The organism is Streptococcus pseudopneumoniae (assembly GCF_001072375.1).
GTDB lineage: Bacteria > Bacillota > Bacilli > Lactobacillales > Streptococcaceae > Streptococcus > Streptococcus pseudopneumoniae_L.
The window spans coordinates 1-13,026 of sequence record NZ_JVKV01000054.1 but is presented as its reverse complement, the minus strand read 5'-3'; the positions used below and the strand labels follow the sequence as shown (position 1 = coordinate 13,026).

Here is a 13,026-nt window from a genome sequence, read left to right as displayed (position 1 = left end):
GCGGCTAGTTTCCTAGTTTGCTCTTTGATTTTCATTGAGTATAACACAAAAGGTAGCCCGCAAGCTACCTTTTTATTGTTCAAGAATTAAGCGTGTATGTTCTCTCTTAATACAACGGTTCATCACGATATCATCGCAACCTCCAGCACGCAAGATTTCTTCTGCTTCTAGACTTTCAAGTCCTAGTTGCGCCCAGAAAATCTTAGCATCAGCCTTGAGAAAATCTCGTGCCACATCTGGTAGAAACTCACTACGACGATAGACATTAACGATATCTACAGGGAAAGGAATATCAGCTAGACTGGCATAAGCCTTTTCTCCCAAGATTTCCCCACCTGCAGCCTTAGGGTTTACTGGTATGATTTTATAGCCACGAGCCTGCATTTCCTTTGTCACTCGATTGCTAGTTGTCTCCTCACGGTCAGACAAGCCCACTACTGCTAGAGTCTTACTGGTTTCTAGATACTGACGGATTACGCCATCACTTGGATTGATAAATTCTTGAGTCATAAAAACCCTCCTTTTTCATCAGTATAGCATATTTTGAAAGGGTTTGCAGAAATTTACTATAAAATCAAAAAATCCTCCCAAAATTAAACAATTTCATTCAATTTGAGGAGGATTCATAAAAATTTTATTTAAAGATTATTCTCTTGTTGGTTTATACTGAAGGCTTTCTCCATGTTGTTTGACAAAGTCACTCATCTCTGAGTCAGGAATTTGTCGAAGGTAGAGATTGGCACGAATCGTATCATCTTCTTCACGACAAGTAGAAAGAACAAGATATTTATCCTTAGCTGATACCTTAACATTTGGTTTCTTAACCTCTGCAGTATCATAAATAATATTTAGCTGTTTCTCAAAATCCGCATCATCATCAAAAGAAGTACGGTAAAAAGCTGTTTCTTCTGGAACAATAATCATAGCAACAGCTTCATAATAATACTTTCTCTCTGGAGTTTCAATGACTACATAAGGATGTGCATCAAAATATTCTTGGCGACTGAAGTAATTCACATCTTTAAACATACGGTGGTCAGCCACTTTACTACCACGAGCGTGACCAAATAACCAAGTCAATCGATCGCTAAAATCCTTCTTGTTATCGGCGTCCATAAAGACTGCCCCCATTAAAGGCTCATTAACGCCATCAAAGCGCTTATCTAAATAAGTCGCATTATCCGTTGTTTGAACAACTGGTTCATCTAACTGGGTACCAGGAATATATACGTAACCAACCGTCTCAGAGTTTGTTGCAAGCAAGCCTTTAAATTTATTTGCGAGGTATTCCTTTTCTTCTGCGCTAGCAGTATAGGCTTGTTTTGGAGCTTCCTGAGTAACCTTTGCATCATTTTGCTTATCTCCACTTGGAGCTAGGAAGCTTTTATAGATAAAGAAGCCTCCCAAAGCAACGATAGCTACTGCAACGATTGAAGCAATTATTTTAGTAATTGGTGATTTCTTTGTCGTAGAACGTCTACTCATCTTTTCCTCCCTCTTTTTTTACCAAAAAAATCACTGAAACCAAGTTTCAGTGATTGGCTACTTTTTAAATAAAATTATTTAGCAGCGTGTGTTTTTGGAAGAGCTTTTTTAGCTTCTTTTGCTCCAGCTTTTTTAGCTGCAGCGTCTGCTTTTTTAGCTTGGTCTGCTGCACCTGGTTTACCATCTTCTGGTTTAGTTGCAGCTTGATCAGCTGCTGCTTGGTCAGCTGATGCAGCTGTACCTTGTGCTGCTTGATCATCAGCAATACGTTGTTCATTTGTACGGTTAGCTTCTACAGCTGTTTCATCGTAGAAGTTACGTTGAGCTTTAGCAGCTTCAACGTATTTTTGTTGAAGAACTTGGATGTAACGGTTGCGAACAGTATTGTAAGCTTCGTTGTAAACACGATCAAAGTCTTCTTGAGCGCGAGCAAGTTTTACATCATGGTCATGACCAGTGTAATCTTTAGCTGCATTAAGAGTTGCTTGAGCTGCCACTACAGAAGGTTGTGTTGCAACTTCTGCACGAATTTCAGCATCATGCGCTGCTACTTGAGTGTTAGCTTCATCTGCTGCATCACGCCAAGAAACATATTTCTTTTGGATCAATTGGTTAGAAGCATTTGGGTTTTCACCTTGCGCAAAAACTGGAGCTGCTGCTGAGAATACTGCAAGAGCTGCTACTGATGATAATAAAACTTTCTTCATGTTTTATCTCCTCTTTAATTTTAAAATTTAATTATAAGGATAATCCTTATTACCTCAAATTATATCACATATATTAGAGTTGTCAAGCTTTTTCTTAAAGTATTTTTAAAATTTCTGGTAAAAAACGAGTAAAATTTATTATATTCTTAAAAAACAAGCAATATTTTCGAAAGATTAAGGAAAAAAATGGACTAAAAAACGAACAATTAGTGAAATTTTCACATTTTTCTGATCTATTTAAGAAAACTCCCAACAAGGTCTATCACTTTGTTAGGAGTTTTGTCTGATCCAACGAATTCGTTAGATTTTTTTCTCAATACTAAATAATGGAGATAGAGGACGTTTTTCGTGGATACGGATGATAGCATCTGCCAAGAGATGTGCGATAGAGATTTGCTCAATCTTATCAATCAATCGCTCTTCTGGTAGGTAGATAGTATCCAAAACAACTAATTTTTTAATAGCTGATTTTTGGATATTATCCATAGCAGGACCTGAAAGAACTGGGTGCGTACAGCTTGCATATACCTCAACTGCTCCTGCTTCAGCCAAAGCATCAGCAGCATGACAAATAGTTCCAGCTGTATCAATCATATCATCAATCAAGATACAAGTCTTACCTTCTACTTTACCAATGATGTTCATCACTTCACTGGTATTCATCTTGTCTACGCTACGACGTTTGTCAATAATAGCAATTGGAGTTTTCAAAAACTCTGCCAATTTACGAGCACGAGTCACCCCACCATGGTCTGGGCTGACAACCACATAGTCAGAACCAACCATGCCACGACGCTCAAAGTAGTCTGCAATTAAAGGAGCACCCATCAAGTGATCGACAGGAATATCAAAGAATCCCTGAATCTGTGCAGCATGCAAGTCAATCGTCAACAAACGATCCACTCCAGCCACTTCTAGCATATTTGCCACAAGTTTTGAAGTGATTGGCTCACGCGCTCTCGCTTTTCTATCCTGACGTGCATAGCCATAGTAAGGCATAACAACGTTGACAGATTCTGCACTGGCGCGTTTCAAAGCATCTACCATAATCAAAATTTCTAGCAGATTGTCATTTACAGGTGAGCTAGTTGATTGTAGGATAAAGACGTGTTTTCCACGGATCGATTCTTCGATATTAACTTGAATTTCTCCATCTGAAAATTGACGTACGGTCGATTTTCCCAACTCTATCCCAATCTCTTGCGCCACACGCTCTGCCAATTCTCTATTTGAAGAAAGGGCAAACAGCTTTAAATCAGAAAAAGACATGATTTCCTCCAGTATTTATGTATCACTTGTGTTTTTTCACAACATTTTTCCAACTACCATTGTAGCGCTTTTTTCTTGATTTTTCAATAAAAAATAAGACAAGAATGGACATTTATCCCCTTGTCTTGTGCTCATTTATATTCCTTATATTCAAGCTGAAATGTGACAACTTAGACATTCTATCTCATGGGAAGATAGGAACTCACAAAGGAAAAGTTAGTATACCTCTCTCATACTGCCTGTATCTACATCATAAACAGCCCCTGAAATAACCACATCATCTGGAATCAATGGGCATTCTCGAAGTAACTGCATATCCTCACGAACACTCTCCTCAGCGTCTTGAAAAGGGAGAAAATCTTGACCCGAGACATCAACCCCTAATTCAGTTTTTAAATGTTCTTGAAACTCTTCGTTTTGAAATGTCTGAGCACCACAGTCTGTATGATGAAGAACCACAATCTCTCTTGTTCCCATTTGTTGCTGAGAAATCACGAGTGAGCGAATCATATCGTCTGTCACTCGACCGCCCGCATTCCGTAAAATGTGAGCATCTCCCAGTGCTAACCCCAAAGCTTGTGCAACGTGCAGACGTGAGTCCATACAAGTCACAATGGCTACTCTTGTTTTCGGCTTGATTGGCAGATTTAACTGCCCATGTAGGGCAACATAAGCCTGGTTGGCTTGCATAAACTGTTCAAAATACGACATGACAACACACTTTCTTACTTTTAAGATAATTTGAAAACCAAATTATTTATCTTCTATCTTACCATCTTTTCTTTGTCTTGTCAGTTTTCAACTTCCATATAAAAAAACTAGAACAGAGACTTCTAGCATCTAGCTTGAGTCCCTATCCTAGTTTTTATTGTTATGATTCTTTTTGGATATACTTGTTGAGAGAACCTGCAAAGCTTTGAAGATTGAGACTTTGTACATAAACCTCACCAGTACCTCGGAAGGTATTTACCACTCCTTCGCCTGTACCAATAGATTGCCAGAAACCATTTTCTAAGTGGATATGATAGTCCAAAGATTGACTCCAAGCCACCACATGGGCATTGTCAATAGTTATTTCTTGGTTTTGAAGCTCAATTTTCTTAATAGATCCAAAAGCATTAGCCAAAAGCGTTCCCTGACCTTGAGTTGTCATCACAAAGAGACCGCCTTGCCCTCCGAACAGAGCTTTCCCAATAGATTGGCGCTCCATTGTATAGAAAGCTGTACCATCAAGAGCTAGAAAGGCTCTATCATTCAATCGATATTGCTTTTCTCCTAGCTCGAGAGCAATCACTTGACCAGGAGTATCTGGTGCTAAAGCAAGGTTGCCGTTGTCAGACTCTGCAACTGCTTGAGTAATGAAGGTGCTTTCGCCAGAAACCATTGAACGTCCTACAGCTTTGACAAAACGTCCCAAACCAGAACCGCTGGCATTGAGTTGGGTATTGAGGCTTACGTTAGGCGTGTGGTAAACCATACTACCTCGCTGGATATAGACGGTTTCTCCTTGATTGAGTGACAACTCTACCAAAGGAAATTGCATATGACTGTCCATAGAAAATTTCATCAGAAATTCCTCCTTGTTTTAATAAATGTTAGCAATAAAATAATTAGTAATCTAAACCTGAGTACAACTATTAGGAGAATACTTTTTTCAAGACTTCTCCGATAGTGGTCACTCCGATCACCTGAATTTCCTTAGGGGGTTTGATTTCAGTCAAGGAATTTTTCGGTACATAGATTTTTGTAAATCCAAGTTTCGCTGCTTCATTGATCCGTTGCTCGATACGATTTACGCGCCGAATCTCTCCAGTCAAACCTAATTCTCCTACAAAACATTCCTGAGGGTTGGTTGGTTTATCCTTGTAACTCGAAGCAATGGCAACCGCAACAGCCAAGTCAATGGCAGGCTCATCCAATTTGACACCACCAGCAGATTTGAGATAGGCATCTTGATTTTGTAAAAGAAGCCCTGCTCGTTTTTCCAAAACAGCCATAATCAAACTTGCACGATTGAAATCAAGGCCTGTTGTAGTCCGCTTGGCATTTCCAAACATAGTCGGTGTTACCAAGGCTTGAACCTCCGCAAGAATAGGACGGGTTCCTTCCATAGTCACCACGATGGACGAACCAGTTGCTCCATCTAAACGTTCTTCTAGGAAAACTTGACTAGGATTGAGCACCTCAACCAAGCCACCTGATTGCATCTCAAAGATTCCAATCTCGTTGGTCGAGCCAAAACGGTTTTTGACCGCTCTCAAGATACGGAAGGTATGGTGGCGTTCCCCTTCAAAGTAAAGCACCGTATCCACCATATGCTCCAACATACGAGGACCCGCCAAGGTTCCTTCCTTGGTCACATGCCCGACAATAAAGATGGCAATGTTATTGGTCTTGGCCAGCTGCATGAGCTCGGCCGTCACCTCACGTACCTGGGAAACAGAACCCTGAACTCCAGAAATCTCAGGAGACATGATAGTCTGGATGGAGTCAATAATGAGGAAGTCTGGCTGGATGCGCTCCACCTCTGTGCGAACACTCTGCATATTAGTCTCTGCGTAGAGATAAAACTCACTATCAATATCACCTAAACGCTCTGCACGGAGTTTGATTTGCTGGGCAGATTCCTCCCCACTGACATAGAGAACTGTCCCCACTTGAGACAGCTGGGTTGAGACTTGTAAGAGCAGGGTTGATTTCCCAATCCCAGGATCCCCACCGATAAGGACAAGACTTCCTGGTACCACACCTCCACCAAGAACTCGGTTAAACTCCTCCATCTCTGTCTTGGTTCTATTGACATTGATGGAGGTCACTTCAGCCAGTTTCATGGGCTTGGTTTTCTCACCTGTTAAGGACACACGCGCATTCTTGACTTCTGCAACCTCGACCTCTTCTACAAAAGAAGACCAAGACCCACAGTTTGGACAACGTCCTAGATATTTAGGGGAATTATACCCACAATTTTGACATATAAATGTCGCTTTTTTCTTTGCGATGATAAACCTCTTTCTAAATCTCTATCTCACACTCAATCACTTGGCAAAAATCAATGGTTTCATTCGGTACAAATTGACGCATGAGCATTCGATGAGTGACAACAACGACTGTCTGATAGTCTCGATACTTGCCCATAGATTCTAGAAACCGAGACCTCATTTCCTCAGCTGTCTCATATTGAATAGGACTATTAGAAGGTAAGAATCCATTATTTCCTAGAAACAGAGTACGAGCTTTTTCAAAATTCTCTACTCCACTTTCATAGACTCGCCATTCATGCAATAATGGCTCCACTCTCAAAGGAAGTCCAGTAGCACGAGCCACATAGCTAGCAGTCTCTAAAGCTCTTGTGACTGCAGAAGAAACTAGTAGATCAGCTGAGTGTAGCAAAGAATGTTCGCTCAGTTCCTGAGCTTGCTGTCTTCCCTCCTCTGATAAGGGCGCCAAATCCATCCCGAATCCAGTATAGGAACGCTCCTCTAACTCACGGTAATCTGGTTCCCCGTGACGGACAAAAATAATTTTCATATTAAGATCCCCATAAAACTATCCAATCTTGATTCCGCAATCTTGCCACTGCTTCAGTGTTTTAGAGAATTTCTTCTGGTTGGCAACTCCGACAGCAGACAAATCGACAGAAACCTGATAATTCTCCTTGGTAGCTGCCAAAACGGAAGCCTTAACACAGCCATTGCCATCTACCCCTATAAACTCTATGCTTTTAGCACCGTTTTCCTCTAAAAAATCTTTTAAATCTAGATTAGTAAAGCAAGAAGCCCGACGCTTCTCAAAGATACGAGAAGATACAAGCAGCAAGCCGGTCGCAAATTTCTTCTTTCTGTCTTTTCTCCCCCGTCAAGGACACACGCGCATTCTTGACCTCTGCAACCTCAACCTCCTCAACAAAAGAAGACCAAGACCCACAGTTTGGACAGCGCCCTAAATACTTAGGGGAATTATACTCACAATTTTGACACACAAATGTCGCCTTTTTCTTTGCGATAATAAACCTCTTTCTATATCTCTATCTCACATTCAATCACTTGGCAAAAATCAATCTTATCATTTGGCACAAACTGGCGCATGAGCATTCCGTGAGTTACAATGATAATAGTTTTATAATTTTTATACTTTTCCAAAGCTCTTAAAAAACGATGACGCATCTCTAGATCAGTTTCATAGCGATAGGGAGAATCTTCAGATAAACCTCCTTGATGTTTTAGATAATATTCATGAGCTACCAATACACTAGTTAAATCAGAGTTAGTGCCATCTAAGTCTGGACGCCACTCATGAAAAAACGGCTCCACAAATAAGTCCAATCCTGTTTCAACTGCTATATAATGTGCTGTTTCTAAAGCCCTCGTCACAGACGATGAAATAATAATCTCTGCCTTTCCAAAACATGCAGTTTTAGCAGCTTCTTTTGCCAGACTGCGACCTTTTCCTGTCAATGGTGCTAAATCACGACCAAAACCACTATAGAGTTGCGGATTTTCAAGTTTATCAAGCATACTATAATCTGGCTCCCCATGACGTACAAAGATAATCTTCATCTTAGTGCCCAGTTGATCCAAATCCACCAGTCCGCACGCCATCTGCCGCATCGCCATCCGCAATCAAAAATGGAGCAAAGACAGCCTGAACCACACGTTCCCCAACTTCAAGAACAACCTCTTGGTCTGTGATATTCTTCATCTGAGCAAAAATATGTCCTTCATTTCCTGGGTTACCATAATAATCTCCATCAATGACACCCACAGAGTTAATCAAAACCAAGCCCTTCTTACGAGGGTTTGAAGAACGATCATAGAGGTAGAGAACCTCAGTCGGTTGCATATAGGCCTTAACCCCTGTTGGAACAAGGACAATCTCACCTGGAGCAATGACCGTACGCACCGCAACCTTTAAATCATAACCAGCCGCATGCGCTGTCTCGCGCTTCGGCAATAAATTTTCATCTGTAAAACTAGAAACTAATTCAAAACCACGAATTTTCATATTTTCCCTCTTTTTAATCTTTTATTCTAGGCTATTTTATCTTATTTATTCGAAAAAAGCACGAAAAATCTTCTATATAAAATAAAGAAAAGTGTCCTATCAAAAAGCAAACAATAAAATCATACAAAAAAATTTAAAGATATTTCAAATGTCCCTTATTTTCCCTTTTATTAACAAACTCATTCCTATTTAGCCACACTTAAACTATTTTCTTTAAAGCACAAAAAAAGAGCACACAATTCACTTCGCTTAGGGCTGCTGGATTCCTCCCCTGACCCGCTTCACGCAGAACTGTTGCTCCATTAGTTATTATACCACATTCCCAAAGATTTTAAAAGAGAAATTATTTTTTCCGTCGATTTCTAAAAAATTCCTGCATAATACCTGCACATTCACTCTCTAAAATCCCCGTCTCAACATCCACACGATGATTAAGACGCTCGTCTGTCAAGATATCATACAGACTTCCAGCTGCACCAAATTTCTGATTTTTAGCCCCATAAACTACCTTAGGGATACGAGCAAGCCCAATCGCCCCGCTGCACATCACACAAGGCTCAATAGTCACAAAAAGTGTGCAGTCGAGTAAACGCCAACTCTCTTCCCTCAAATTAGCATTCTCTATGGCCATAATTTCCGCATGCATGACTGCACGTTGCAATTCCTCGCGCGCATTATGACCTCTCCCGATGATTTTCCCATCCTTGACAATCACACAACCAATCGGGATTTCATCATTCTCTAAAGCAATCTCTGCCTCCTTTAAGGCCTCTCTCATAAATGCTTCTTTTTCTTCAACTGTATAATCCATAACTTCTCTCTTTTCTCACCTATCAATTCTATCATTATAGCATGTTTTCCTAGACAAAAAAAGAGCTCTATAATATTTGCAGTAACTAACTTTTCTATAGATAGTAATCTATCTCTCTGGATTGTAGAAATAATGTTTTAAAAAGAGTATAATAGTAGCAAAATTGAGAGAAACATTAGAAATCATGAACTGAAAGTAATGGAGACAACTGATACGGAATGTCCAAATCTGTTGAAACATTTTTAACGATAAGTCTCCAAGAGATGATTATCCTGAGATTTAAATTACAAACAAGATGAAAGAGTAACTAATGCAATTAGAGTTTTTACAGGATGAACCAAAACTTATCTTGATGTCCCCTTACAAAGATACATTTAATAGAGTAGGAGGGCCATCCATAATATCTTTATCTGTTATGGTTCTCTGGATTCTAAAGCACCTGATGGCTTATAATACTGATTTTTCAGACAAGATTGTTATGGCGATAGTGCTAATTTATGCTCCCCTCCTTATATGGTTTATGAGCTATTCTCTCTTCATAAATGGAGTAAAATTAGAAGTTTATAAAAACAATATTGTTCAGTATTATACCTATAGCAATAGAGGCCACAGCTTATTACATTATCAATTTAAACTTCAAGATATTGAACAACTAACCATTAAAAAACGTCCTTTTAATTGCGTAAAGTTAAACATAAAAATTAGAAATCCTATTTTTTTAGAAGGACATGAAAAAAAACTAAATAAGCTAGTCAGAGTCAGTATCATCACAGACAAACTAAAAGCAGATACTTTTATGTACGAAATGAAGCAATTTCAAAGTGATAAATCAGATAATCAAGTAAGCTGATTCAGAAAAAATTCAAGTTTGTCTAACTTACAAATTCTCAAGAAAATAGTTCACTGAAGAGGCTGGGATCAGAAATCCCAACCTCTTTTTTGCTTAAGTTATGAGCCTTTGATGTGTTAGCCAACTGAACGATTTGTTGGTATTTTCCAATTCAAAAAGCTCCTTTTACCGAAACTTCTTTTCTGCATTCACAACCTTAACTAATTTACCAAAATGTTGAAAACTCGTAGATCTGGGGCTACCAAATCAAGACTTAATCTAGAGACTTAATGCCCTATGTTTTTTCTTCATATCCTACTTTCAAGAAGACACCCAGATAGGACTTAAAAACTGAAAAAAAAGCCACCGAATGCGGTGACTTTATAGGGAGATTATTATGAAAAAGAAAAGTTTAGGATATTTGTTACAACAAGTTAGGAGGTCTTCTTGTAACTGTCTATAGTATAGCTGAACTATCTTAAACAAATCTTAAAAAATCTCTTATGACCAAACACTTTCTAAAATATTTGTTTGTTCACGACCAGGACCTACTGAGAAAGTAGAGATACGAACGCCAACCAATTCGCTAACACGACGAACATAGTTACGTGCATTTTCAGGAAGATCTTCCAAAGTACGTACTCCAGTGATATCTTCTGACCAACCTGGTAATTCTTCATAAATAGGTTTACAACGTTTCAATTGTTCAAGACTAGCTGGATAGTAGTCAATGCGTTGACCGTCAAGATCATAAGCAACACAGATTTTAACTGTATCCAAACCACTCAAAACATCGATAGAGTTCAAAGATAAATTTGTAATGCCAGAAACACGGCGACTATGACGCATCACAACTGAGTCAAACCAACCTACACGACGTGGACGACCTGTTGTAGTACCATACTCATGACCTACTTCACGAATGCGTTCTCCCACTTCATCAAACAATTCAGTTGGGAATGGACCATCACCAACACGACTTGTATAAGCTTTACATACACCTACAACCTTGTCAATCTTGCTTGGACCAACACCTGAACCGATCGTCACACCACCAGCAACAGGGTTTGAAGAAGTAACAAACGGATAAGTCCCTTGGTCAATATCTAACATGACCCCTTGTGCACCTTCAAAGAGAACACGTTTGCCATTATCAAGTGCATCATTCAAGATAACAGAAGTATCTGTTACATATTGCTTGATTTGTTGGCCATACTCATAATATTCTTCAAAAATATCATCAAATGAAATAGGTTCGCTATCATACAATTTTACAAATTGACGATTTTTCTCAGCAAGATTGCGTTCTAAACGTTCACGGAAAATCTCTTTATCCAAAAGATCTGCAATACGGATTCCAACACGAGCAGCCTTATCCATATAAGCTGGCCCGATACCCTTGATAGTAGTACCAATTTTATTTTCACCCTTAGCTTCTTCTTGCAGACGGTCTAACTCGATGTGGTACGGCAAAATAACATGCGCACGATCAGAAATACGTAGATTATCTGTTGTAACACCTTCATCATGAAGATAGCTCAACTCTTTCACAAGTGACTTAGGATTTACAACCATCCCATTCCCAATGACAGAAATTTTTTCAGGGAAGAAAATTCCAGAAGGAATCAAGTGCAACTTAAATTTCTTTCCATCAATCACAATTGTGTGACCAGCATTATCGCCACCTTGGTAACGTGCAATCACTTCTGCATTAGCTGAAAGGAAGTCTGTAATCTTCCCTTTACCTTCATCACCCCACTGGGTACCTACAACAACAACTGAAGTCATAATCTTGTCTGAGCCCTTAGGCTCTTCCTTTCTCACATACATGGCAGGAATCTCACCTGCAATTATATCTTACAATTTATTATAATAAAGATTCTCAATTTTTTCAAGACCAAAGACCAGAAACATTAGGGAATTAGAGAAAATTAGAAAATTAATATTAAAAAAATATTGTAAATTTATATTATGAAAAGAAAAAAATATAAAATCGTTCGGAAATATGAAAATTATAAATTATCCCCCAACACAGTCATTTGAAATTAATAGCTGTTCAATGTACAAACGATAGCAAGCTCTATAGTGGAAAGAAAATAAAGGATGCATAATATCAAGCTTGTACCGAACTAAATAATAGAGTAAAAATCGAAGATGAAAAACTTCCCATTCTAAATCATTATCTACTAAATAACTATATTCCTTTTCAATAACATCATAAAAATCAAGATATTGTTCATAAATCTGTTCAATCATTTTATTTGACTCCATTTCTATTGATAAAATGAGTATAACAAAAAAATAGAAGAAGCTGGGAGAATACTTCTATCATGTCCTATTGTGAATAGTAAAATTAATAACAGTTACAGAAAATTGACAGAACAGATATATAAAAATACATTTCAAAATAAAAAAGAGCTATAGGAAAAATCATTGTAGAAAATATGGGAGCTAACTTAATTGAAAAAGAATCATAAGAACAAAAAAACAACCCCTCACAATCCATTAAAGATTTACTTCTGATACTCAATTAAAATCACAGAGCACTTTTTATTAATAACCTGCTTAAGAAATATCATGTTCAAAGTATAAACTTGAAAACTTATCATCCGATTGATGGACTTACCGTATTCTAATAAGTCAACGAAAAAGTTTTTAATAAAAACTAAGACATATATGTTTAAACATTGAAATTTCTACACTATTTGATTTTAAATGAGTGTGAAATCTATTAAATATACTACAAAATTACTTAAAATAAAAGAATCAAATATAACAAACTTATAAAAGATATTAAATATTAATAAAGAGCTAAATAAAAAAAGGATCAAGATGACCTCTGAAAGATAAATAAAAAAACGTTCCTTAGAACGTTTACATACTCCGCCAGTAGGACTCGAACCTACGACATCATGATTAACAGT

At 38.2% G+C, this 13,026-nt stretch carries 15 protein-coding genes, 1 other RNA gene and 2 pseudogenes; 1 reads left to right on the top strand and 17 read right to left on the bottom strand.

Going from position 1 to position 13,026, the window contains the following annotated elements; translation table 11 throughout:
* Positions 1-72: 72 nt before the first annotated feature.
* The 14 genes and pseudogenes from ADH31_RS04370 to tadA all read right to left on the bottom strand — a co-directional run bounded on the left by ADH31_RS04370 (position 73) and on the right by tadA (position 9,273).
* The gene (locus tag ADH31_RS04370) at positions 73-510 is read right to left on the bottom strand and encodes a CoA-binding protein (RefSeq protein ID WP_049503826.1); all 438 of its coding nucleotides are present in this window, start codon (positions 508-510) and stop codon (positions 73-75) included.
* Between the two features lie 135 nt (positions 511-645).
* Positions 646-1,485 carry a class B sortase, LPKTxAVK-specific gene (srtB, locus tag ADH31_RS04365; protein WP_049509171.1) on the bottom strand — a complete coding sequence of 280 codons (840 nt, stop codon included), beginning with the start codon at positions 1,483-1,485 and terminating at the stop codon, positions 646-648.
* 74 nt (positions 1,486-1,559) lie between these two features.
* Entirely contained in the window at positions 1,560-2,192 is a 633-nt protein-coding gene (gene abpA, locus ADH31_RS04360) for an amylase-binding adhesin AbpA (protein ID WP_049509170.1), read from the bottom strand.
* Between the two features lie 300 nt (positions 2,193-2,492).
* Positions 2,493-3,461: a ribose-phosphate diphosphokinase gene (locus ADH31_RS04355; protein WP_000010179.1), complete on the bottom strand. Its 969-nt coding sequence runs from the start codon at positions 3,459-3,461 to the stop codon at positions 2,493-2,495.
* 216 nt (positions 3,462-3,677) lie between these two features.
* Positions 3,678-4,172 carry a beta-class carbonic anhydrase gene (locus tag ADH31_RS04350; RefSeq protein ID WP_049509169.1) on the bottom strand — a complete coding sequence of 165 codons (495 nt, stop codon included), beginning with the start codon at positions 4,170-4,172 and terminating at the stop codon, positions 3,678-3,680.
* Positions 4,173-4,332: 160 nt separating this feature from the next.
* Entirely contained in the window at positions 4,333-5,028 is a 696-nt protein-coding gene (locus tag ADH31_RS04345) for a TIGR00266 family protein (protein WP_049509168.1), read from the bottom strand.
* 70 nt (positions 5,029-5,098) lie between these two features.
* Positions 5,099-6,463, bottom strand: coding sequence for a DNA repair protein RadA (gene radA / locus ADH31_RS04340; RefSeq protein ID WP_080980065.1), 1,365 nt, complete (start codon positions 6,461-6,463; stop codon positions 5,099-5,101).
* A 10-nt stretch (positions 6,464-6,473) separates the two neighbouring features.
* Positions 6,474-6,989, bottom strand: coding sequence for a histidine phosphatase family protein (locus ADH31_RS04335; protein ID WP_049509166.1), 516 nt, complete (start codon positions 6,987-6,989; stop codon positions 6,474-6,476).
* Between the two features lie 18 nt (positions 6,990-7,007).
* Positions 7,008-7,310: pseudogene (locus ADH31_RS04330) on the bottom strand (isochorismatase family protein); the annotation flags it as partial.
* Positions 7,306-7,467: pseudogene (locus tag ADH31_RS09905) on the bottom strand (DNA repair protein RadA); the annotation flags it as partial. The pseudogenes ADH31_RS04330 and ADH31_RS09905, both read right to left, overlap by 5 nt.
* A gap of 10 nt (positions 7,468-7,477) precedes the next feature.
* Entirely contained in the window at positions 7,478-8,017 is a 540-nt protein-coding gene (locus ADH31_RS04325; RefSeq protein WP_049509165.1) for a histidine phosphatase family protein, read from the bottom strand.
* A gap of 1 nt (position 8,018) precedes the next feature.
* Positions 8,019-8,462 carry a dUTP diphosphatase gene (locus ADH31_RS04320; RefSeq protein WP_000701987.1) on the bottom strand — a complete coding sequence of 148 codons (444 nt, stop codon included), beginning with the start codon at positions 8,460-8,462 and terminating at the stop codon, positions 8,019-8,021.
* Positions 8,463-8,675: 213 nt separating this feature from the next.
* Positions 8,676-8,773, bottom strand: an RNA gene (ffs, locus tag ADH31_RS09610) — signal recognition particle sRNA small type.
* A 32-nt stretch (positions 8,774-8,805) separates the two neighbouring features.
* A complete protein-coding gene (tadA, locus tag ADH31_RS04315; protein WP_049509164.1) occupies positions 8,806-9,273 on the bottom strand; it encodes a tRNA adenosine(34) deaminase TadA in 468 nt (155 codons plus the stop codon).
* 310 nt (positions 9,274-9,583) lie between these two features.
* Here tadA and ADH31_RS04310 point away from each other — a divergent pair, with 310 nt between their 5' ends.
* Positions 9,584-10,123, top strand: coding sequence for a hypothetical protein (locus tag ADH31_RS04310; protein WP_049509163.1), 540 nt, complete (start codon positions 9,584-9,586; stop codon positions 10,121-10,123).
* A 480-nt stretch (positions 10,124-10,603) separates the two neighbouring features.
* Here ADH31_RS04310 and ADH31_RS04305 read toward each other — a convergent pair whose 3' ends face one another.
* The 3 genes from ADH31_RS04305 to ADH31_RS10165 all read right to left on the bottom strand — a co-directional run.
* Positions 10,604-11,890, bottom strand: coding sequence for an adenylosuccinate synthase (locus tag ADH31_RS04305; RefSeq protein WP_025171244.1), 1,287 nt, complete (start codon positions 11,888-11,890; stop codon positions 10,604-10,606).
* Positions 11,891-12,121: 231 nt separating this feature from the next.
* Positions 12,122-12,358 (bottom strand): sigma(X)-activator ComW, encoded by a 237-nt coding sequence (comW, locus tag ADH31_RS04300; protein ID WP_049509162.1) that lies wholly within the window; start codon positions 12,356-12,358, stop codon positions 12,122-12,124.
* A 455-nt stretch (positions 12,359-12,813) separates the two neighbouring features.
* On the bottom strand, positions 12,814-13,026 hold a 213-nt coding region (locus ADH31_RS10165), incomplete at its 5' end, for a hypothetical protein (RefSeq protein WP_204373479.1).

What these genes read in the sequence shown, in the direction of transcription:
- ADH31_RS04370 (WP_049503826.1), bottom strand. Translation starts at nt 510, where the DNA reads ATGACTCAAGAATTTATCAATCCAAGTGATGGCGTAATCCGTCAGTAT.
- srtB (WP_049509171.1), bottom strand. Translation starts at nt 1,485, where the DNA reads ATGAGTAGACGTTCTACGACAAAGAAATCACCAATTACTAAAATAATT.
- abpA (WP_049509170.1), bottom strand. Translation starts at nt 2,192, where the DNA reads ATGAAGAAAGTTTTATTATCATCAGTAGCAGCTCTTGCAGTATTCTCA.
- ADH31_RS04355 (WP_000010179.1), bottom strand. Translation starts at nt 3,461, where the DNA reads ATGTCTTTTTCTGATTTAAAGCTGTTTGCCCTTTCTTCAAATAGAGAA.
- ADH31_RS04350 (WP_049509169.1), bottom strand. Translation starts at nt 4,172, where the DNA reads ATGTCGTATTTTGAACAGTTTATGCAAGCCAACCAGGCTTATGTTGCC.
- ADH31_RS04345 (WP_049509168.1), bottom strand. Translation starts at nt 5,028, where the DNA reads ATGAAATTTTCTATGGACAGTCATATGCAATTTCCTTTGGTAGAGTTG.
- ADH31_RS04335 (WP_049509166.1), bottom strand. Translation starts at nt 6,989, where the DNA reads ATGAAAATTATTTTTGTCCGTCACGGGGAACCAGATTACCGTGAGTTA.
- ADH31_RS04325 (WP_049509165.1), bottom strand. Translation starts at nt 8,017, where the DNA reads ATGAAGATTATCTTTGTACGTCATGGGGAGCCAGATTATAGTATGCTT.
- ADH31_RS04320 (WP_000701987.1), bottom strand. Translation starts at nt 8,462, where the DNA reads ATGAAAATTCGTGGTTTTGAATTAGTTTCTAGTTTTACAGATGAAAAT.
- tadA (WP_049509164.1), bottom strand. Translation starts at nt 9,273, where the DNA reads ATGGATTATACAGTTGAAGAAAAAGAAGCATTTATGAGAGAGGCCTTA.
- ADH31_RS04310 (WP_049509163.1), top strand. Translation starts at nt 9,584, where the DNA reads ATGCAATTAGAGTTTTTACAGGATGAACCAAAACTTATCTTGATGTCC.
- ADH31_RS04305 (WP_025171244.1), bottom strand. Translation starts at nt 11,890, where the DNA reads ATGACTTCAGTTGTTGTTGTAGGTACCCAGTGGGGTGATGAAGGTAAA.
- comW (WP_049509162.1), bottom strand. Translation starts at nt 12,358, where the DNA reads ATGATTGAACAGATTTATGAACAATATCTTGATTTTTATGATGTTATT.